Source organism: Spirillospora sp. NPDC048823, assembly GCF_043198445.1.
In the GTDB taxonomy this organism is placed as follows: domain Bacteria; phylum Actinomycetota; class Actinomycetes; order Streptosporangiales; family Streptosporangiaceae; genus Spirillospora.
Genome location: NZ_JBICUT010000003.1, coordinates 144,937 through 164,780, shown reverse-complemented (window position 1 = coordinate 164,780; position 19,844 = coordinate 144,937). Strand labels below are relative to the sequence as shown.

At 71.1% G+C, this 19,844-nt stretch carries 19 protein-coding genes; all 19 read right to left on the bottom strand.

The features are described 5' to 3' along the window. Window positions 1–7: 7 nt before the first annotated feature. Window positions 8–322, bottom strand: coding sequence for a DUF2469 domain-containing protein (locus tag ACGFK0_RS08265; RefSeq protein WP_392901780.1), 315 nt, complete (start codon window positions 320–322; stop codon window positions 8–10). Beyond that, window positions 319–1,047, bottom strand: coding sequence for a ribonuclease HII (locus ACGFK0_RS08260; RefSeq protein ID WP_392901778.1), 729 nt, complete (start codon window positions 1,045–1,047; stop codon window positions 319–321). The genes ACGFK0_RS08265 and ACGFK0_RS08260 overlap by 4 nt, the downstream gene beginning before the upstream one ends. A 114-nt stretch (window positions 1,048–1,161) precedes the next feature. Continuing rightward, window positions 1,162–2,043, bottom strand: a complete 882-nt coding sequence (gene lepB, locus ACGFK0_RS08255; RefSeq protein ID WP_392901776.1) for a signal peptidase I — start codon at window positions 2,041–2,043, stop codon at window positions 1,162–1,164. Window positions 2,044–2,277: 234 nt separating this feature from the next. Further along, a complete protein-coding gene (gene rplS / locus ACGFK0_RS08250) occupies window positions 2,278–2,628 on the bottom strand; it encodes a 50S ribosomal protein L19 (protein ID WP_089312872.1) in 351 nt (116 codons plus the stop codon). A gap of 118 nt (window positions 2,629–2,746) precedes the next feature. Beyond that, complete coding sequence (gene trmD / locus ACGFK0_RS08245; protein ID WP_392901773.1) at window positions 2,747–3,616, bottom strand: tRNA (guanosine(37)-N1)-methyltransferase TrmD; 870 nt, start codon at window positions 3,614–3,616, stop codon at window positions 2,747–2,749. Then, entirely contained in the window at window positions 3,613–4,125 is a 513-nt protein-coding gene (rimM, locus tag ACGFK0_RS08240) for a ribosome maturation factor RimM (protein WP_392901771.1), read from the bottom strand. The genes trmD and rimM overlap by 4 nt, the downstream gene beginning before the upstream one ends. Window positions 4,126–4,136: 11 nt before the next feature. Beyond that, a complete protein-coding gene (locus ACGFK0_RS08235; RefSeq protein ID WP_392901769.1) occupies window positions 4,137–4,379 on the bottom strand; it encodes an RNA-binding protein in 243 nt (80 codons plus the stop codon). A 2-nt stretch (window positions 4,380–4,381) separates the two neighbouring features. Further along, a complete protein-coding gene (gene rpsP / locus ACGFK0_RS08230) occupies window positions 4,382–4,882 on the bottom strand; it encodes a 30S ribosomal protein S16 (RefSeq protein ID WP_392901767.1) in 501 nt (166 codons plus the stop codon). Between the two features lie 243 nt (window positions 4,883–5,125). Beyond that, the gene (gene ffh / locus ACGFK0_RS08225) at window positions 5,126–6,706 is read right to left on the bottom strand and encodes a signal recognition particle protein (RefSeq protein ID WP_392901765.1); all 1,581 of its coding nucleotides are present in this window, start codon (window positions 6,704–6,706) and stop codon (window positions 5,126–5,128) included. 225 nt (window positions 6,707–6,931) lie between these two features. After that, on the bottom strand, window positions 6,932–9,307 hold the full coding sequence (locus ACGFK0_RS08220; RefSeq protein WP_392901763.1) for a [protein-PII] uridylyltransferase: 2,376 nt from the start codon (window positions 9,305–9,307) through the stop codon (window positions 6,932–6,934). 8 nt (window positions 9,308–9,315) lie between these two features. Beyond that, window positions 9,316–9,654 (bottom strand): P-II family nitrogen regulator, encoded by a 339-nt coding sequence (locus ACGFK0_RS08215; RefSeq protein ID WP_132158442.1) that lies wholly within the window; start codon window positions 9,652–9,654, stop codon window positions 9,316–9,318. Window positions 9,655–9,657: 3 nt separating this feature from the next. Further along, complete coding sequence (locus ACGFK0_RS08210; RefSeq protein WP_392901760.1) at window positions 9,658–11,025, bottom strand: ammonium transporter; 1,368 nt, start codon at window positions 11,023–11,025, stop codon at window positions 9,658–9,660. A gap of 169 nt (window positions 11,026–11,194) precedes the next feature. Then, a complete protein-coding gene (ftsY, locus tag ACGFK0_RS08205) occupies window positions 11,195–12,349 on the bottom strand; it encodes a signal recognition particle-docking protein FtsY (protein WP_392901758.1) in 1,155 nt (384 codons plus the stop codon). 76 nt (window positions 12,350–12,425) lie between these two features. Continuing rightward, the gene (locus ACGFK0_RS08200; RefSeq protein WP_392901755.1) at window positions 12,426–13,100 is read right to left on the bottom strand and encodes a DivIVA domain-containing protein; all 675 of its coding nucleotides are present in this window, start codon (window positions 13,098–13,100) and stop codon (window positions 12,426–12,428) included. Window positions 13,101–13,105: 5 nt separating this feature from the next. Beyond that, window positions 13,106–14,293 (bottom strand): globin domain-containing protein, encoded by a 1,188-nt coding sequence (locus ACGFK0_RS08195; protein WP_392901753.1) that lies wholly within the window; start codon window positions 14,291–14,293, stop codon window positions 13,106–13,108. A gap of 23 nt (window positions 14,294–14,316) precedes the next feature. Then, complete coding sequence (locus ACGFK0_RS08190) at window positions 14,317–14,724, bottom strand: globin domain-containing protein (RefSeq protein WP_392901751.1); 408 nt, start codon at window positions 14,722–14,724, stop codon at window positions 14,317–14,319. 324 nt (window positions 14,725–15,048) lie between these two features. After that, entirely contained in the window at window positions 15,049–18,705 is a 3,657-nt protein-coding gene (smc, locus tag ACGFK0_RS08185; protein WP_392901749.1) for a chromosome segregation protein SMC, read from the bottom strand. A gap of 447 nt (window positions 18,706–19,152) precedes the next feature. Next, window positions 19,153–19,350 carry a hypothetical protein gene (locus ACGFK0_RS08180; RefSeq protein ID WP_083946295.1) on the bottom strand — a complete coding sequence of 66 codons (198 nt, stop codon included), beginning with the start codon at window positions 19,348–19,350 and terminating at the stop codon, window positions 19,153–19,155. Window positions 19,351–19,528: 178 nt separating this feature from the next. Further along, window positions 19,529–19,837 (bottom strand): acylphosphatase, encoded by a 309-nt coding sequence (locus ACGFK0_RS08175; RefSeq protein ID WP_392901746.1) that lies wholly within the window; start codon window positions 19,835–19,837, stop codon window positions 19,529–19,531. Between the last annotated feature and the right edge of the window lie 7 nt (window positions 19,838–19,844).

Genomic DNA, 19,844 nt, shown 5'->3' with positions numbered 1-19,844 from the left:
CGCCCCATCACTGATCCGAGGGAAGCTCGAAGTCGCTCTTGGCGAGTTCTTCGACGTTGACGTCCTTGAACGTGACGACACGCACGTTCTTGACGAAGCGGGCAGGACGGTACATGTCCCAGACCCAGGCGTCCTGCATCGTGACCTCGAAGAAGATCTCGCCGTTGTCGGCGCTGCGCACCTGGAGGTCGACCGAGTTGGTGAGATAGAACCTCCGCTCGGTCTCGACGACATAACCGAAGAGCCCGAGGACGTCGCGGTACTCGCGATAGAGCTGCAACTCCATCTCGGTCTCGTACTTCTCGAGATCCTCCGCGCTCACGCCCGTGCCCCTTCCGTGCGGTCCTCGCCGGGGACCTCCCCTTCGGTCTCCTCCAACTCCACGTCCACTTCTCCATTGTTACGCAAGGCACGCCCGACGTTGACGTAGGAGAAACGATGCTCCGGACAAGGTCCGTGCGCGGCGAGCGCCCTGCCGTGCGCACGGGTCACATACCCCTTGTGGAGGTCGAACCCGTAGTCCGGATACCGCTCATGGAGAGCCACCATGATCCGGTCCCGGGTGACCTTCGCGATGATCGAGGCCGCCGCCACGCAGGCCGCGACCTGATCCCCCTTGATCATCGCAAGCCCGGGAACATCCAGGCCCGGCACGGGGAACCCGTCGCTGAGCACGTACGCGGGCCGCTTGTCCAGGGCGGCCAGAGCCCGCCGCATTCCGGTGACGTTGCAGTGGTGAAGGCCGATCCGGTCGATGTCGTGGCAGGGGATGACCACGGCGCTCCACGCGTACGCGCGCTCGGTGATCTCCGCGTACAGCTCCTCGCGGCGCGCGGGAGTGAGCAGCTTGGAGTCGGTGAGGCCGTCGATCCTGCGCCGACCCCCCTGAAGGATCACCGCCGCGACGACCAGCGGCCCCGCGCACGCGCCCCGCCCCGCCTCATCGACGCCGGCGACGGGGCTGAACCCGGCATGATCCAGGACACGCTCATACGCGTGCATCCCCGCGTCGCGGCGCGGCGTGAAGCGAAGCGGACGACCCTTCATGCCCGCAGCGTACGTCCCCGCAACCTCCCGCCGCGCCCCGAACGCCCCGTTCCGACATGTCCCCGACTTCCGGAGGACCCGTGAAGCCGATGCGGGTGGCCGGGTTAGTGCGGGTCAGGTCTGCAGGCGGCGGTGGCGCATGAAGAGGGCTAGGGGCAGGGTGCACATGACACCCAGCGCGTAGGGGGTGACGGGCAGGGCAGCGGAAGCGGTTTTCTGCAGGCCGCCTTGTTCGAAGGTATCGGGGATCGGAAGGGTGCCGATGCGGTCCAGAGGCCAGACGATGACGAAGGCGCGGCCGATGACCCGGTCGACCGGGATGGTGCCGCCGCCGGGGTCGCTCCGGTGGGAGCGGGAGTCGTAGGAGAGTTCGCGATGGTCGCCCATGACCCACAGCTGGCCCGGCTTCACGGTGACGTCGAACGGGTCGTTGGACGGTTTGTTCCGCTCGTGCGTGATCGGGTCGGTGTAGAGGTAGGAACTCTCGTCCAGAGGAACGCCGTTGACGGTGACCCGGCCCTTGGCGTCGCAGCATTTGACGCGGTCGCCGGGGATGCCGATGACGCGCTTGATGTAGTCCTTCTCGTTCGGCGCGACGCCGAAGGCGGTGCCGATGGCGCGTAGCACCTTGGACACCGGGTTGCCGGGCTCCTCGACCTGGACCTCCGGGTCCCAGGAGTCGAGGCCGTTGAAGACGATGACGTCGCCGCGCGCGATGTCCCGGGTATGGTAAACGATCTTGTTGACGAGGACGCGGTCACCGACCTGGAGGGTGTTCTCCATGGAACCGGACGGAATGTAGAACGCCTGAACCGCGAATGCCTTGATGACGAGGGCCAGTACGACGGCGACCACGATGAGGACGGGGAGTTCTTTCCAGAACGAACCCTGCTTCTTCTTCTTTTCGCCGTCGTCCTCGGAGTCTTCGCCCGTCTCCTCGGCCGAGTCCACGGGCTCCTTCTCTTCGGGCACCGCGCCCTCGGCTTCGGATCGCACGTCTCTCCGATCGTCCTCGTCAGTCATCAGAGCGAAAGCCTAGCGGCGCGGGGCCCACGGGACGCCTCCAGTGGGCGTGTCGCCGGCGGCCGGGCCGGCCGGCTCCCTCCGGAACGCCCGACGCCCCGGTCACCGTTACGGGTTCCCGGGGCGTCGTGGTTCATCCGCTCAACGAGTCCTTCTCATCCTCGGCGGGCACACGGATCGCGGTCTCGGCGGCGGAGGAAGAGGGGCTCAGTGGTCGCGCTTCTCCTTGATCCGCGCGGCCTTGCCGCGCAGGTTGCGCAGGTAGTAGAGCTTGGCGCGGCGGACGTCGCCGCGGGTGACGACCTCGATCTTGTCGATGGAGGGGCTGTTGATCGGGAACGTCCGCTCGACGCCGACGCTGTAGCTGACCTTGCGGACGGTGAAGGTCTCACGGGCGCCGCCGCCCTGCCGCCGGATCACCACGCCCTGGAAGACCTGGATTCGGCTCCGGTTGCCCTCGGTGACACGCACATGCACCTTCAGCGTGTCGCCCGGACGGAAGTCCGGCACGTCGGCGCGCATCGCGGCCTTCTCGATCTCCTGGATCAGGGTGTGCATCGCTGCGGTTCCTCATGGTCGAACGCGGGCGTCGAGAGGCCCCAGTGGGTCTTCGGTGGGGGCGTCGCGCCGCGGAAAGTGGTCGTGGGGTGCCGTGCGAACTGGACGCACGAACGCTTCAGTCTGCCATACCTTCGCCGTCAACCGGAAAACCGGCCTCGCGCAGCACGGCGCGATCCCGCGTGTCGAGGTCCTCCGGTGCGAGTCGGGCGAGCAGTTCGGGCCGGTGCCGCGCGGTGCGGCGGAGCGCCTCGTCGCGCCGCCAGCGGGCGATCGCGCCGTGGTGTCCGGACAGGAGGACGTCCGGGACGGGACGCTCACGCCAGACGGGTGGTTTCGTGTAGACGGGGCCCTCCAGCAGCGACTCCATGGCGCCCGGCGCGAAGGAGTCGTCGGCGACCGAGTCGGCGTTGCCGAGCACTCCGGGCAGGAGACGCCCGATCGCCTCGACCATGACCAGGACGGCGACCTCTCCGCCGGCGAGCACGAAGTCGCCGAGGCTGACCTCGTCCACGGGCATCCGGGTGCGGGCTTCCGCCGCGACCCGGGTGTCGATGCCTTCGTAGCGGCCGCAGGCGAAGAGCAGCCAGGGTTCGGCGGCGTAACGGGCCGCGTCGGCCTGGGTGAACGGCCGCCCGCTCGGCGTCGGAATGATCAGCCGCGGCAGCGGGTCGGGCGGTGGTGGGGGTGTCGGGGGTTCGCCCGAGGGCCGCGGTGGTGAGGACACCGGTCCGGCGCCGGAGGCGTGCGGGCCCGGTGCGGGCGGGGCGATGGTGTCGAGGGCTTCGCCCCAGGGCTCAGGTTTCATGACCATGCCGGGGCCGCCGCCGTACGGGGTGTCGTCGACGGTGCGGTGCCGGTCGTGGGTCCAGTCGCGCAGGTCGTGGACGTGCACGTCCAGCAGGCCGCCCCGGCGGGCCTTGCCGATGAGCGAGATGTCCAGGGCGGCGAAGTACTCGGGAAAGATCGTGACGATGTCGAGTCTCATGATGGGTCGAGCAGTCCGGGGGGCGGGTCGATCACGAGCCGCCCCCCGGGGACGTCCACCTCGGGGACGAGCGCCGCCACGAACGGGACCAGTTTCTCGCCGGCGTCGCCGCGCACGACCAGGAGGTCCTGGCCGTGGTGCAGGACGTCGGCGACCTCGCCGACGTCGGTGCCGTCCGCGGTGACGACGGTGAGGCCGATCAGTTCCTGGTCGTGGAAGTCGTCCGGGTCGGCGGACGGGGGGATGTCACCGGGGTCGACGACGAGCCAGGTGCCGCGCAGTTCCTCCGCGGCACCGCGGTCGCCGATCCCGGCGAAGCGCACGAGCAGGCGTCCCGAATGCCAGCGGACACGCTCGATGGTGAGGGGGCCGGTGGCCGGCGGGTCGGTGACGATCTGCGTGCCCTCGGCGAACCGGGATTCCGGTTCGTCCGTACGGACATCGACGGCGACCTCACCGCGGACGCCGTGCGGCCGTCCGATCCGTCCCACCACGAGCGGTTCGCTCATCGGAACGCCACTCAGCGGACCTCGTTGACGTCGAGCAGGTCAACGCGCACATAGCGACCACCGGAAAGGGCGCTGATCACCGTGCGCAGGGCCTTGGCGGTGCGACCGCTGCGGCCGATGACCTTCCCGAGGTCCTCGGGGTGCACGCGCACCTCGAGGACCCGGCCGCCCCGGATCCGGCGGGCGCGGACCCGGACGTCGTCCGGGTTGTCCACGATCCCGCGGACCAGGTGCTCGAGCGCTTCTTCGAGCACTGTCAGCCCTCGCTCTTAGCTTCGGTGGTCTCGGCGGCCTTCGCCTCGGACTTGTCGGCGGACTTCTCGGCGGCCTTCGCCTCGGACTTCTTCGGCTCGGCCTTCTTCGGCTCGGCCTTCTTCTTGCCCTTGGTCGCGGGGGCCGCGGCCTCGACGTCGCCCATCGACTCCTTGACGGCGGCCTCGAACGCGGCCTTCTTGTCGGCCTTCGGCTCGGCGACCTTGAGGGTGCCCTCGGCACCCGGCTCGCCCTTGAACTTCTGCCAGTCGCCGGTGATCTTCAGCAGGTTGCGGACGGGCTCGGTCGGCTGCGCGCCGACGCCGAGCCAGTACTGGGCCCGCTCAGAGTCGATCTTGATGAGCGACGGCTCCTGCTTGGGCTGGTAGAGCCCGATCTCCTCGATGGCGCGCCCGTCACGCTTGGTGCGGGCGTCGGCGACGATGATCCGGTACTGCGGGTTCCGGATCTTCCCCAGACGCTTGAGCTTGATCTTGACTGCCACGGGTGTGGTGTACTCCAGACTTCATTACAGGATGGGCGGGCCCGTGCCAGGTGGGGAACACCGGCCTACGGCCGCCCGATGGACTCCGGCCGCGCAGGACGAGAGAGGGCGCCTCACGATTCCGGGTTTCCAGCCAATCATTCTGCCAGACGATGGCGGTAAAAGCGCAATCGCGCGATGCCGTGTCCGGGACCGGCGGGCTCGGCCGCCATCACCCGGCCCCCGAGCCCCGGACGAGCGCGGTCACTTCTTCTTGCGGCCTTGGAGCTTGCTCAGGTCGGGCATCTGCAGGCCGGGCGGGAGCTGGCCGCCGAGACCGGGAGGAAGGCCGCCCGGACCACCGCCGAGACCGGGGGGCAGCCCCTGGGGCATGCCGTCGGCCGCGGGCTGCCGGTCGTCCTGCCGGTCCTTGCCGGCACGCTTGCGCGGGTCGCCGCTGCGCTGCCTGCCCTTCTTGTTCTTGGACGCCTTCGCCGCCTTGGTCGCCTTCTTCCGTCCGCCGGGCATGCCGGGGATGCCCATCCCGCCGGCCATCTGGCGCATCATCTTCTGCGCGTCGAAGAACCGGGTGACCAGGCTGTTGACCTCGCCGACGGCGACGCCCGAACCGCTCGCGATGCGGGCCCGCCGCGAACCGTTGATGATCTTGGGCTGGGAGCGTTCCTGGGGAGTCATCGAGCGGATGATCGCGGCGATGCGGTCCAGGTCCTTGTCGTCGATCTGGCTGATCTGATCGCGGACCTGCCCCATGCCCGGCATCATGCCGAGCAGGTTGCCGATCGGGCCGAGCTTGCGGATCATCATCATCTGCTCGAGGAAGTCCTCGAGCGTGAAGTCCTCGCCCGAGGCGAACTTGCTGGACATCTTCTCGGCCTGCTCGGCGTCGAACGCCTGCTCGGCCTGCTCGATCAGGGTGAGGATGTCGCCCATGTCGAGGATCCGGCCCGCCATGCGGTCCGGGTGGAAGACGCTGAACTCCTCGAGCTTCTCGCCCGTCGAGGCGAACATGATCGGCCGGCCGGTGACGTGCCGGACCGAGAGCGCCGCGCCGCCGCGGGCGTCGCCGTCGAGCTTGGTGAGGACGACGCCGTCGAAGCCGACGCCGTCCATGAACGCCTGGGCGGTGTTGACCGCGTCCTGGCCGACCATGGCGTCGACGACGAACAGCACGTCGTCGGGGTCGACGGCGTCCCGGATGTCGATGGCCTGCTGCATCATCTCGGTGTCGACGCCGAGACGTCCCGCGGTGTCGATGACGACGACGTCGTGCTGGGCCTGCCGCGCCTGGTCGATCGACCGGCGCGCCACGTCCACCGGGTCGCCGACGCCGCTGCCCGGCTCGGGCGCGAACACCGGCACCCCGGCCCGTTGGCCGACGATCTCCAACTGCTGGACGGCGTTGGGACGCTGCAGGTCGGCGGCCACGAGCATCGGCGCGTGGCCCTCCTGCTTCAGCCACCGGGCCAGTTTGCCCGCGAGGGTCGTCTTGCCCGCCCCCTGAAGGCCCGCGAGCATGATCACGGTGGGCGGGGTCTTGGCCAGCCTGATCCGGCGGGTCTCGCCACCGAGGATGTTGATGAGCTCCTCGTTGACGATCTTGACGACCTGCTGTGCCGGGTTCAGCGCCTGCGAGACCTCCGAGCCTCGCGCCCGCTCCTTGACCTCCGCGATGAAGTCCTTGACCACGGGCAGCGCGACGTCGGCCTCAAGTAGCGCGATCCGGATCTCGCGGGCCGTGGCGTCGATGTCGGCCTCGGAGAGCCGGCCCTTGCTGCGCAGCGACGAGAAGACCGTCGTCAACCGGTCGGAGAGCGTCTCGAACACGTGTCTGGACCGTCCTTGGAAAGCGTCTGGGATCGCCTATCAGCGTATCGGGTCACCGGCCGAGCCCCACCCCTCTCGCCGAGCCCGTTCCGGGAAGGCGCTCATATCGCATCGTTCCCGGGCTGGATCACTCCTCCGGCCCCGAGCACGATCCTGTTCCCGGGCGGCCCGGCGGAGACGGGTGCGTGTTCTACGAGCGGGTGAAGTCGGTGCAGGGCTGCGAAGCTAGTGCAGGGCCGCCAGAACCTCGACGCGGGCGGTCTCGAGGGCGGCGGGGTCGTCCAGGGGGCGGCCATGTTCGTCCACCACGTAGAAGACGTCCACGGCCTCGGCGCCGAGGGTGTCGACCTGCGCCGCGCGGACCTGCAGGCCGCTCGCGCCCAGCGCCTGCCCGATCCGCCAGAGCAGCCCCGGGCGGTCGTGTGCGCGCACCTCGACGACGGTGGCGGTGCGGGACGCGTCGTCCAAGATCATCACCCGGGGCGGGGGAACCGTCACGCCCGGACGCACCCGCGCCGACCGGGCGCGGCGTTCGAGGCGGTCGGCCACATCGAGCCGGTCCGCGAGCATGCGCCGCAGATCCGCCTCCAGGCTGGCCGGATCCGGCGGCGTCCCGTACTCGGGCACGGCCGTGAAGTCCAGCACGGCCGTCCCGCCGGAGCCTTCCGGGGAGGAGATGGTGCGGGCCGTCTTCACCGCCAGGCGGTGGAGGGCCAGGACGCCGGCGGCGCGCCACAGAAGGCCGGGACGGTCCGGGGCTGCGATGGTGATGCGCGATCCGGTGACGCGGACGGCGGCGCCGTCGTGGCGGGCCAGGGCCAGTTGATCGGATCCGAGCGCGGGGGCGGGCGGCGGTGTTCCGCCGGACAGCGCGGCGGCGGCGCGGCGGGCCAGTTCGGCGACCAGGCCCGCCTTCCAGGCACCCCAGGCGGCGGGTCCGGTGGCGTTGCCGTCGGCGATGGCGAGGGCGGCGAGGAGGTCGATGATCTCGCGTTCGCGGCCGGGCACCCGGGAGACGGCGGCGGTGACGGTCTGGACGGTCACCGGGTCGTCGAGGTCGCGGCGGGTGGCGGTCTCGGGCAGGAGCAGGTGGTGGCGGACGAGGGTCTCCAGGACCCGGACGTCGTCGTCGGGGAAGCCGAGGCGGGCGCCGATGTCGCGGGCGATGACGGCGCCGGTGGCGGAGTGGTCGCCGGGCCGGCCCTTGCCGATGTCGTGCAGGAGGGCACCGACGAGGAGGAGGTCGGGCCGGGCGACCTCGCGGGTGAGGGCGGCGGCTCCCGCGGCGGCCTCCACCAGGTGGCGGTCAACGGTGAAGCGGTGCACCGGGTTGCGCTGCGGGCGGTTGCGGACGTGCTCCCAGTCGGGCAGCAGCCGGACGATCAGCCCGGCCTGGTCGAGGGCCTCCCAGACGCCGATGGCGGCGGGCCCGGCGCCGAGCAGGGACACGAGGGCGTCGCGGGCGGCGGCGGGCCAGGGCGTCCGCGGCAGGACGGCGCGCTCGGCGAGCCGGGCGACCGTGGCGGGTGCGATCGGCAGGCCCGCCTGGGCGGCGGCCGCGGCGACGCGGAGCACGAGCGCGGGGTCGTTCAGGTCGGCGTTCCGCGCCAGGACGACCTCGCCTTCGTGTTCGACGGCGCCGTCCCCGACGGGCCGCCGCTCGACACCGCGCCGCTCCACCCCCCGCGGGGCCGGGCCGGACGATGGGTGGGGCCGGGCCTTGGTGTAGCGGTCCACGCGGCGCCACAGGTGGGTGGCCGCGTAGGTGATCGTGCGGGCGGCCTCCGCGATCGATCGCTGCAGGACGTTCGCGTCCGGGAGGCCGAGGGCCCGGGCGACGGATTCGTGTTCCTGCAGGACGAGGCGGTCGGTGGACCGGCCGGTGACCTCGTGCAGGACGTGCCGTACGTCCAGCAGGAGGTCGTGGGCCGCCCGGACCCGGGCGCCGGGGGCGGACGCCACCCAGGCCGCGGCGACGGCGTGCATGACGTGGACGTCGCGCAGCCCGCCGCGCGCCTCCTTCAGATCGGGTTCCTGGAGGAACGCCAGTTCGCCTTGGTCGTCCCAGCGTTCGCGGCACATCGCCGCCAGTTCGGCCAGCCGGAGGGGGGCGTCGGCGCGCCAGTCGGTGAGGACGGCGGTGCGCAGTTCGTCGACGAGCGTGTGGTCGCCCGCGATCCGGCGGGCCGACAGGAGCCCGAGTGCGGCCTTCATGTCGCCGCGCGCCACGGTGCGGGCCTCGTGGACGGTGCGGACGGAGTGGTCGAGGCGGAGCCCCGAGTCCCAGACCGGATACCAGACGCGGTCGGCGACGCCGGCGACGTCCGCGCGGCCGCGGTGCAGGAGGACGAGGTCGAGGTCACCGCCGGGTGTCAGCTCGCGGCGGGCGTGGCTGCCGACCGCGGCGAGCGCCACGTCGCCGGGGACGTGGCGGTCCGCGAGGAGTGAGCCCAGCCAGCGGTCCAGGTCCGCGGCGCGCGCGGCCCGCGCCGCCGCGAGGGCGGCACGGGCCGCGTCGGCCACGTCCCCGGCCGTCCCGGAGCCGCCGGCGCCGGGACGGCCCGGGCCGCGGTCTCCGGGCGGCGGGGCGGCGAGGGTCACCGGGTGCCTCAGAGGGCTTCCGGGCCGGTCTCGCCGGTGCGGACCCGGACGACGGTGTCGACCGGGACGGCCCACACCTTGCCGTCGCCGATCTTGTCGGTGCGGGCCGCCTTGACGATCACGTCGATGATGTCGTCGGCGTCCTCGGACTCGACGAGGACCTCGACGCGCAGCTTGGGCACCAGGTCGACCTGGTACTCGGCGCCGCGGTAGACCTCGGTGTGCCCCTTCTGCCGGCCGTAGCCGCTGGCCTCGCTGACGGTCAGGCCCTTGACCCCGAAGGTCTCCAGGGCCTTCTTGACCTCGTCGAGCTTGAACGGCTTGATGACCGCCGTGATGAGCTTCATCGCCTACGCCTCCACCTTCTTGGCCGCGTCCTCGGGCTTCTCCGCGTCCGCGGCGGGGGCGGGCGCGGCCGCCGCGGCCAGGGTCGCACCGGAACCGCCGCCCGTCCGGATGGTGCCGAAGTCGTAGGCGGTCTCCGCGTGCGCGGTGCTGTCGATTCCGGCGGCCTCGTCGTCCTCGCTGATGCGGAAGCCCATCACCAGGTCGATGAGCTTGGCGATCAGGTAGGTGACGACGAACGAGTAGGCGAGGGTGGCCAGAACCGCCACCGCCTGCTTGCCGAGCAGCGACAGCCCGCCACCGGCGAACAGCCCGTCGGCGCCGCCGTCGTTGACCGCGGTGGTGGCCAGGAGGCCGATCAGCAGGGCGCCGACGATGCCGCCGACCATGTGGACGCCGACCACGTCGAGCGCGTCGTCGTAGCCGAGTTTGTACTTGAGGCTGACCGCGAAGGCGCAGACCGCGCCGGCGACGAGTCCGACGGCGATGGCGCCGAGCGGGGTGACGAACGCGCAGGCCGGGGTGATGGCGACGAGTCCGGCGACGACACCGGACGCGAGGCCGAGCGTGGTGGACGAGCCGTCCCGCAGCTTTTCGACGACGATCCAGGCGAACGCGGCGGCGCAGGTCGCGACGAGCGTGTTGATGAACGCGACGCCCGCGACCTCGTTGGCGGCGCCGGCCGAGCCGGCGTTGAAGCCGAACCAGCCGAACCACAGCAGCCCGGCGCCGAGCAGGACGAACGGCAGGTTGTGCGGGCGCATCGGCTCCTTCGGCCAGCCCCTGCGCTTGCCGAGGACGAGTACCAGGGCGAGCGCCGCGACTCCCGCGTTGATGTGGACGACGGTGCCGCCCGCGAAGTCGAGTGCGCCGAGTTCGAAGATCCAGCCGGCCTGGCCGCCCTCTTCGCCGTCCGACCACCAGACCCAGTGGGCGATCGGGAAGTACACGAGCGTCACCCAGGCCAGGGTGAACACGACCCAGGCCCCGAATTTGGCACGGTCCGCGACCGCGCCGCTGATGAGCGCGACGGTGATGATGGCGAACGTCGCCTGGAAGGCCACGAACACCAGCTTCGGGATGCCGGTGCCGTCGTCGGCGGTGGCGGCGGTCTCCAGGCCGACCAGTCCCCATTCGCCGAACCCGCCGATGAACGAGCTGAGCCCGCCGCCGGAGGTGAACGCCAGGGACCAGCCGTAGACGACCCACGCCATGCCGACGACGGCGATGCTGACGAAGCTCATCATCATCATGTTGAGCACGCTCTTGGCCCGGCTCATGCCTCCGTAGAAGAAGGCCAGCCCCGGTGTCATCAGCAGCACGAGCGCCGCGCTCGTCAGTATCCACGCGGTGTTACCGCTATCGATCTTCATCTCTGAGAGAGTCCCTCCTCGCCAGGGAACGTGACTGCTCAGAGACTCTGGCGCGGCCGTTTCACCTGAGGGGCTCTTACGTTTCCTCGGTGTGAAAACCGACCCCGGCGTGTTTCGCCGGTGTTTCCGAAACCTCACATGCCTTATTTAGGCGACATTGGACCTTTTTTCAGTCTCCCAGGATCGCGTCCACAAAGGCCTCGGGTTCGAAGGGGGCCAGATCGTCCGGGCCCTCCCCCAGCCCGACCAGCTTGACCGGGACGCCCAGTTCCCGCTGCACCTGGACGACGATGCCGCCCTTCGCGGTGCCGTCCAGCTTGGTCAGCGCGATACCCGTGATGTTGACGACCTCCGCGAAGACGCGGGCCTGCTGCATGCCGTTCTGCCCGGTGGTGGCGTCCAGGACGAGCAGCACCTCGTCGACCGTGGCCTGCTTCTCCACGACGCGCTTGACCTTGCCCAGCTCGTCCATCAGCCCGGTCTTGGTGTGCAGCCGGCCGGCGGTGTCGACGATCACCACGTTGACCTTGGTGTCGATGCCCTGCTTGACGGCGTCGAACGCGACGCTGGCGGGGTCGGAGCCCTCCTCCTTGCGGACGACCTGCGCCCCGACCCGGTTGCCCCACGTCTCCAGCTGGTCGGCGGCGGCGGCGCGGAAGGTGTCGGCGGCGCCGAGCAGGACGGTCTTGCCGTCGCCGACGAGGACCCGGCCGAGCTTGCCGCAGGTGGTGGTCTTGCCCGTGCCGTTGACGCCGACGACCATCATCACGGCGGGACGGTCCCCCGGCGCCTCGGTCCGGAGGGAGCGGTCCAGATCCGGGCCGATCTGCTTGACGAGCTCCTGCTTGAGCAGCTCGCGGACCTCGCCCACCTCGCGGGTGCCGAGGACCTGGACCCGGGTCCGCAGGTCGTCGGTGACCTGGCGGGCCACGGCCGCGCCCATGTCGGCCGTGATCAGGGTGTCCTCGATCTCCTCCCAGGCGTCGTCGTCGAGCGTTTCGCGCGACAGCAGGACGAGGAGGGTCTTGCCGAAGGTGTTCTGGGAGCGGGCGAGGCGGGCGCGCAGCCGGACCAGCCTGCCCGCACCGGGCGGCGGCCTCTCGATCTCGACCGTGGGCCGCGGCGGCGGTACCTCCGTCGGCGGCGCCCTCTCGATGGTGGGGGCGCCGCCCTCCGCCTCGTCGGCGGCGGTCGCTCCTCCCGCCCGTTCCGTGGGCCGCTCGGCGGGCGGCCGCGGCCGCCCGCGACGGGGCCGCAGCAGCATGACGCCGCCGACGATCAGTGCGACCGCGGCCAGCGCGGCGATGACGATCAGATATTCCATAGCGCCCCCAGTTTTCCAGAAGGTGTCTACCCCGGGGGGCGGCCCCCTGGAACCCCCCTTCCGACGCAGGCCGTGATCACTGTGCGGGCCCGGGGGCGGGCAGTGACGCGCGCTCGGAGTTCTCCCACTCGTCAACGTTTCGCAGAAGGGCCTCCAGGTAGGAGCGGAGGTGGGTGCGGTAGACGTCGCTGTAGGTGCGCAGGTAGGCGATCTCCCGTTCCATGGCGCGTCGCTCGTCGGCCGGCGGGGCCTCCTGGCGGATGACGGGCGGCGGCGCGGTCTGTTCGGCGTTGCGGACGGCCGCGTCGGCAACCGCGGCGGCCTTGCGGTGGGCGTCCTCCAGCATGTGCTCGGCGCGTCCCTTGGCGTCGGACAGGATCGCCTCCCGGTGCAGCCTGGCCTCGTGGGCCAGCTCGCGCGTGTAGCGCTCGGCGTCCGCGACGTACAGGTCGGCGGTCTGCTGGGCCTGCGAGAGGATGCGGACGGCCTGGAAGTGGGCGTCCTCGGGCGCCATCACGCCGGGTGTGCCCTTGGCCGCCTGGGCGCGCAGCCGGTCGACCTCGTCGGCGAGGGCCGCCTTGTCGCCGAAGATCTGGACGAGTTCCCGCTCGACGTACGCCAGGAAGTTGCGGACCTGCTCCTCGTCGTATCCGCGGCGGCCGAGGGCGGCCCGGGCGAAGACCACCGACTGCAGTTCGCCCGGGGTCAGCCGCGTGCCCGCGGAGACGACGGGAAGGTTCGGGGAGTTCAACGCGCTCACCTCTGTGCGTCTGCGAAGGTTTCCAGCCGGATGCGGTCGCGGGCGACGCCGAGCCGCGTGAGCTGCTCGACCGTGTGCCCGACCATCGCGGACGGCCCGCACACGTAGGCGTCGTGGCCGTCCCAGGGGCCGTGCCTGGCCACGACGTCCGACAGATTTCCGTGCTCGACGTCGTCGTCGCCCGCTTGGGGTCCCGGCTGGAGCCCCGATTGGAGCCCTGACTGGAGCAGGGCGGAGAAGCCGTGGCCGCCGGACTCGTCCGACACGGTGGGCACGACGGTGAGCCAGCGGAACTCGCCGGCCAGTTTGGTCAGGTCTTCCAGGTCGTACAGGCCGTCCCTGGTGCGGGCGCCGAAGAACAGGTGCACGCGCGGAGGGGCGGCGCGCTGCGAGATCTGCTCCAGGATCGCCTTGAGCGGGGCCAGGCCGGTGCTGCCCGCCACCAGGAGGACATCCCGCCCGGACGCCTCGTCCAGCGTGAGCGTGCCGACGGGGGCGCCCATCCGGACCCGGTCACCGGTCTCGGTTCCGCGCACCAGGACGGGGCTCACCGGGCCGCCGTCGACGAGCCGGATGTGGAAGTCCACGGTGTGGTCGGGACGGGGGGCGTTCGCCATCGAGTAGTAGCGCCAGTGCCGCAGCCGGGCCGGCACCTCCAGCGCGACCGACTGGCCGGGCCGGTAGGGCAGCGGCCGGTCCGGCTGGACGCGCAGGACGCTGATGTCGAACCGTCGCCGTTCGACACCGAGGACCTGGCCGTTCCACCAGGCGGGGCTTGTGAGGGCGTTCTCGTCGGCGGCCTCCAGCATGACCTTGGCGACCAGGCTGTAGGCGGCGTTCCAGTCGCCCTCGACGTCGTCGCTCCAGGACGGCCCGCAGAAGTGCCGCACGGTGGCGAGGAGGCTGGCGCCGACGTGCGGGTAATGCTCGGCGACGATCCCGAACCTGCGGTGGTCGCGGCCGAGCTGCTGGAGGAACGGGACGAGGGCGGGCAGGTCATCGACCCGGGAGACGATGTGCCCGAGGGCGCGCAGCAGCTTGTCGCGCTGGCCGCTCATCCCGATCGGGAACATGTCGCGCAGGTGGGGGTTGCGGACGAAGAGGTCGGAGTAGAAGAACAGCGCGACCTGGTCGCCCTGTCCGGCGACGTGGTCGAAGCTGTCCTTGAGGCGCTGGGCGTCCATGTCAGATCAGGATGCGGGCCGGATCAGGAGACGGGCTCGGCCGCGGCCTCTGTCATGACCTGGGCGACGAGCCCGTAGGCGGCCGTCCAGTCGCGTTCGAGGTCCGCGTTCCATTCGGGGCCGCTGAAGTAGGCGAGGGTCGCCAGGAGGCTGGCTCCGACGGGGGCGTAGTGGTCGCCGAGGACCCCGAAACCGTGGTGCCGCCGGCCGAGGTCCTGCAGGAACGGGACGAGCGCGTCGGTGTCGTCGACGGTCGAGACGATCTGGGACAGCGCGGCGAGAAGGACCTCGTGCTGCTTGGCCATCGCCGCCGGGAACATCGACCTGAGCTGCGGTTCCCGGGCGAATAGGTCTGCGTAGAAATATTCTGCCACGTCGACGCCGTTCGTGCCGACGAGGGCGAAATTGTCTTTGAGTTTCTGCGGGTCCACGGGCGTCACCTTCCGAGCGGTTCTCCGTACCGGGCGGGGTTTGTCCGGTGAGGGAAGCCGGAGAACCAACGGTGCATATGGGTAGTGGATGGACTTCGACCCGCACAAGTCCGCCAGCGTCGTCACGGCGTCACGGTCGGTGTACGACGGTCGCGCCACTTCCCTGTCACCGGCAGGAATGCGTCGTGACCAAGTAGTTATTGGAGCCCGAAAATAATACAGACCACATCTCGGGACCCGTCCGAAATGCGGAACGCTGGGCGATGTAACGTTCCAATGAAAGGGTGACCGATATTTCTGTCATGTGAAAATTCGTGCACGAACTCAGTCGCGCAGCCGCTGGCTGACCACCTGGGTGACGCCGTCCCCGCGCATGCTGACGCCGTAGAGGGCGTCGGCTCCCTCCATCGTCCGCTTCTGGTGAGTGATCACGATCAGCTGGGACGCCTCGCGCAGCTCCTCGAAGACGGTGAGCAGCCGCTGCGTGTTGGTGTCGTCCAGTGCGGCCTCGACCTCGTCCAGGACGTAGAACGGCGACGGGCGGGCCTTGAAGACCGCGACGAGGAACGCGATCGCCACCAGGGACCGCTCGCCGCCAGACAGCAGCGACAGCCGCTTGACCTTCTTGCCGGGCGGGCGGGCCGCGACCTCGACGCCGGTGGCGAGCATGTCGTCCGGCTCGGTGAGCGACAGGCTGCCCTCCCCGCCGGGGAACAGCCGCGCGAAGATCCGCTCGAACTCGCGAGCGGTGTCGTCGTAGGCGGTGCCGAACACCTGCTGGACGCGGTCGTCCACCTCCTTGACGAGGCCGAGCAGCTCCCGCTGGGTCTTCTTCAGGTCCTCCAGCTGCGAGGTGAGGAACGCGTGCCGCTCCTCCAGCGCGGAGAACTCCTCCAGCGCGAGCGGGTTCACCTTGCCGAGCTGGTTGAGCTGCCGCTCGGCGGTCTTGGCGCGCTTCTCCTGGACGGCCCGTTCGTACGGGACGGGCCGCGCGTCCTCCCCCTTGTCGGGATCGGGCGGGACGAGCTGGTCCGGCCCGTACTCCGACACCAGGGACTCGACCTCCAGGCCGAACTCGTCCAGGGCCCGCTGCTCGTACTGCTCCAGCCGGAGCCGCTGCTCGGCGCGGGCGACCTCGTTGCCGTGCACGACGTTGACCAGGCGTTCGAGCGTCCCGGACAGCTCGCGGACCTGGGTCCGCACGACCTTCAGCTCCGCCTCGCGGGCGGCCTTGGCCTGTTCGGCGGCCTCCCGCCGCCGTACGGCCGCGTCCAGGGAGTGCTCGATGCGGTCCAGGGCGGTCCTGGCGCCCCGGTGGACGGCCTTGGCGACCCTCGCCTGCTCCTCGCGTCGGGCGCGGCGCTGGGCGGCGCGGGCGCGTTCCTCGCGCTCGCGGCGGGCACCGCGTTCGAGCGCGTCGGCGCGGCCGGCGATGGCCTGGACGCGTTCCTCGGCGGTGCGGACCGTCAGCCTCGACTCCATCTCGACGCTGCGCAGTTCCTGGCAGCGGGCGTTCAGCTCGTCGCGGGCCTGCGTGTCATGCCCGGCCTCGTCGGCGACCTCCGCGGCCTCCTCCGCCTCGGCGAGCCGCATCGCCAGTTCCTCTGCCGCCTCGGTGTCGCGCTCCAGAGATTCGTTCGCCGCGTCGAGCGCCTTGGTCAGCCGCTCCGCCTCGCCCCTGGCGGCGCGGACGTCGGCCTCCAGGCGGGCGGCGCGCTTGGCCTCCTGAGCGGCCTGCGCGTCGAACTCACGCAAGCGCGCGCGGACGCGGTCAAGCTCCGCCTGCGCCCGGTTGACCCCTGACTGGGTCTCGTTAGCGGTCGCTTCGGCGGCTTCCACCGCCGTCTGCGCCGCCTGCTCCCGCTCCATGGACGCCGTGAGGTCGTCGGCCGCGACACCCGCCGCCGTCTCGGCGGCCGCCAGGTCCTCGGTGGCCTCATCGAGCGTCGCGCGCATCTGCAGGAGGCTCTGCCCTCCACCCGCTGCGCCGCCCTGAGCCCAGTGGGCGCCGACAAGCTCCCCATCGCGGGTGACGGCCCGCAGAGAAGGCTCCCTGCGCACCAGCCCGGCAGCGGACGGGACATCGTCCACAACGGCGATGTCACGCAGAAGGTGCTCGACCGCAGGACGCACCGCATCCGGCACCGTCACGGCGTCGACCGCATAGTCGACCCCGGGGAGCCGCCCGCCCGCCACTGCCGCTCCCCCGCCGACGAGCAGCCCGGCACGTCCGGCATCGCGGGAACGCAGCAGCGTCAGCGCGGCTTCGGCCGTATCCAGCGAGCCGACGGCGATGGCCTCGGCCGCGTTGCCGAGCGCGGCCGCGATCGCGGTCTCATAGCCGGGACGGACGTTCAGCAGCGACGCCACCGTCCCGAGGACGCCTTCCAGCGAACCGTCCGCCCCCGCGGCCAGGAGGGCCTCCCCGCCGTCGGCGGCGCTGGCCAGCGTCAGATCGAGGGCCTCGATCCGGGCCTGCAACGCCGTGACCTTCTTCTGCGCCGCCTGGTCCGCCGACCGCGCGGAACCCACGGCCGACCGGGCCTCCTTCAGGGCCCGCCGGGGACCCTCCACCGCCGCCCGCGCCGCCTCGGCGGCGTCCTTGGCGGTGGCGAGCGCCTCCTGGGCCACCTCGTGCTCGGCGGCCAACTCCGGGTCCTCCACGACCTCGGCCTCGAACGCCTCGAACTCGGCCTGCGCGGACTCGGCGCGCTGCCCGGCCTCCTCCCGCGCCTCGGCGAGCCGGCCGATCTCCGAGCGTCCGGCCGCGGCCTTGCTGCGCAGCGCCTCGACCCGTCCCCGCAGCCGGGCCAGCTCCTCCCGCCGGTCGGCCGCGGCACGCGCGGCGGCCTGCAGCCGCCGTTCCTCGGCGGCCAGGGCCTCCTCTGCTCCCGACCGCTCCTCGACGGCCGCGGAAAGCCCGTCCTGCGCCGCCTCCAGCGCCTCCCGGAGCATGTCCTCCTGCTCGCGGACCTCGGCGGCCTCGCGCTCCATCTCCTCGGGATCGCGGCCGCGCCGTTCCTCATCGCGCGCTTCGGCGGCATTGCGATGCCGCTCGGCCGCGAGATCGGCGACGCCCCGCAACCGCTCCTTCAGCGCCGACAGCCGGAACCACGTGTCCTGCACGAGCGCGAGCCTGGGCGCCTGCTCGGCCTCCTCGGCCTCCAGCACGGCCTCGCGTTCCTGCGCCTCGGCCAGCGCCCGCTCCGTCTCGGTGCGGCGCTCCCGGACGGCGGCCTCGTCGGCCGCCTCCTGCTCAAGCCTCGTCCGCAAGGTGACCAGGTCGTCGGCCAGCAGCCGCAACCGGGCGTCACGCAGGTCGGCCTGGATGACGGCGGCCTTGCGCGCGATCTCCGCCTGCCTCCCCAGCGGCTTCAGCTGCCGCCGCAGCTCACCGGTGAGGTCCTGGACGCGGGTCAGGTTCCCCTGCATCGCGTCCAGCTTGCGGAGCGCCTTCTCCTTGCGCTTGCGGTGCTTCAGGACACCCGCGGCCTCTTCGATCACCGCGCGGCGCCCTTCGGGGCCCGAGTGCAGGACGCGGTCGAGCTGGCCCTGCCCGATGATGACGTGCATCTCGCGGCCGATGCCGGAGTCGGACAGCAGCTCCTGGATGTCGAGGAGCCGGCACGAGTCCCCGTTGATCGCGTACTCGCTGCTGCCGGACCGGAACATCAGCCGGCTGATCGTGACCTCGGTGTAGTCGATCGGCAGCGCGCCGTCGGAGTTGTCGATCGTCAGCACGACCTCGGCCCGGCCGAGCGGCGCCCGGCTGGCGGTGCCGGCGAAGATGACGTCCTCCATCTTGCCGCCGCGCAGCGACTTGGCGCCCTGCTCCCCCATGACCCAGGCCAGTGCGTCGACGACGTTGGACTTGCCCGACCCGTTCGGCCCGACGACGGCGGTGATGCCCGGCTCGAACTTCAGCGTGGTGGAGGACGCGAAGGACTTGAAGCCGCGCAGCGTCAAATTCTTCAGGTACACGCGTCCGCCGTCCTCCTGAGGTGACTGGGCGATGGCCGGCCGGCCGTGTTCGTTATACAACGGCCGAGGTCGGCTCGGGCACGGGACGCGCGGTCGCCGCACTGGATTCGGGTCACGGCGGTCATGCACCACCGGATGCCCCGAATTCCGCCGATCGCTACAGCTGCCATCAGATTCGGACAGGCAGAATGCGTACCAAGGTTTGACCGGATCCTGACCGTTCCCCGTACATCAGCCCGAGGGTACACCCGCACCGCCAGGCCCGAAGGGAACAGGACCGGGCACCCGAACCGGCCATCGCGGCCACCATGCGATCGCACCGCGGTGCCCGCCGAAGAAGGAAGGGCCGCCAAGGCCGGAGGCCGGCTACACGACCGCCAGGGGCGCTGCAATAAACAAGGGACGCCAGGTCGTGGCGTCCCTGTCCACTCTTGAGAAAGGCGCTGATCAGGTCAGCGCGGGTTCACGGTCCTTGACCGCAAGGGACATCACATCGTCGTCCGGCGCCGTCGCGAGCGCGTCGTTCTCTGCCTGAAGCCGTACGAGCTCGGCTTCCAGATCACGTACGCGCTGCTGAAGACGCCGCATCTCCGCGACCATCCGGGGGTCGGGACCGCCGACGTGGCCGAGTAGAGCCTTCGCCATGACTAAGGGTCCTCCACGCTGAGTAACCAGCAGGGATCACGCACGAGAATCGAATCAAGTCGGTGCGCGTATCGTCTAGAGTCGCACCGGCCGGTGTCCTGGTCAAGACGCACATCACAGGCCGGTAACAACCTTCCTCTACTAGTTTAGCAGGTATAAACCGGAACCCCCTACCCGGTCAGCGCTCATGGAAACCGGAGCCCTCTCCGCGCGGCTCGCTCCAGCGGCAGGTCACGCCCGTCACCTTGCCGGGGCGTCCGGGCAGGCCCGCGGGCGCGTCGCCGTCCAGCAGCTCCAGGAGCCGCCGGCATTTCCGGCGGGGTCCTTCGGCGACGACCTCGACGCGCCCGTCGGCGAGGTTGGCGGCGGTGCCGTCGAGGCCGAGCTCGAGCGCCCGTGCCCGCACCCACCAGCGGAAACCGACTCCCTGGACGTGGCCGCGCACCCAGGCCGTGAGCCGGACGATGTCCTCGTCACCGCCGTCCATCGCGTCC

Coding starts and splice junctions, on each gene's coding strand:
- ftsY (WP_392901758.1), bottom strand. CDS start 12,349: ATGGAATATCTGATCGTCATCGCCGCGCTGGCCGCGGTCGCACTGATC.
- ACGFK0_RS08195 (WP_392901753.1), bottom strand. CDS start 14,293: ATGGACGCCCAGCGCCTCAAGGACAGCTTCGACCACGTCGCCGGACAG.
- rplS (WP_089312872.1), bottom strand. CDS start 2,628: ATGCACACCCTGATCCAGGAGATCGAGAAGGCCGCGATGCGCGCCGAC.
- ACGFK0_RS08175 (WP_392901746.1), bottom strand. CDS start 19,837: ATGGACGGCGGTGACGAGGACATCGTCCGGCTCACGGCCTGGGTGCGC.
- ACGFK0_RS08180 (WP_083946295.1), bottom strand. CDS start 19,350: ATGGCGAAGGCTCTACTCGGCCACGTCGGCGGTCCCGACCCCCGGATG.
- trmD (WP_392901773.1), bottom strand. CDS start 3,616: ATGAGACTCGACATCGTCACGATCTTTCCCGAGTACTTCGCCGCCCTG.
- ACGFK0_RS08215 (WP_132158442.1), bottom strand. CDS start 9,654: ATGAAGCTCATCACGGCGGTCATCAAGCCGTTCAAGCTCGACGAGGTC.
- ACGFK0_RS08260 (WP_392901778.1), bottom strand. CDS start 1,047: ATGAAGGGTCGTCCGCTTCGCTTCACGCCGCGCCGCGACGCGGGGATG.
- ACGFK0_RS08210 (WP_392901760.1), bottom strand. CDS start 11,025: ATGAAGATCGATAGCGGTAACACCGCGTGGATACTGACGAGCGCGGCG.
- rimM (WP_392901771.1), bottom strand. CDS start 4,125: ATGAGCGAACCGCTCGTGGTGGGACGGATCGGACGGCCGCACGGCGTC.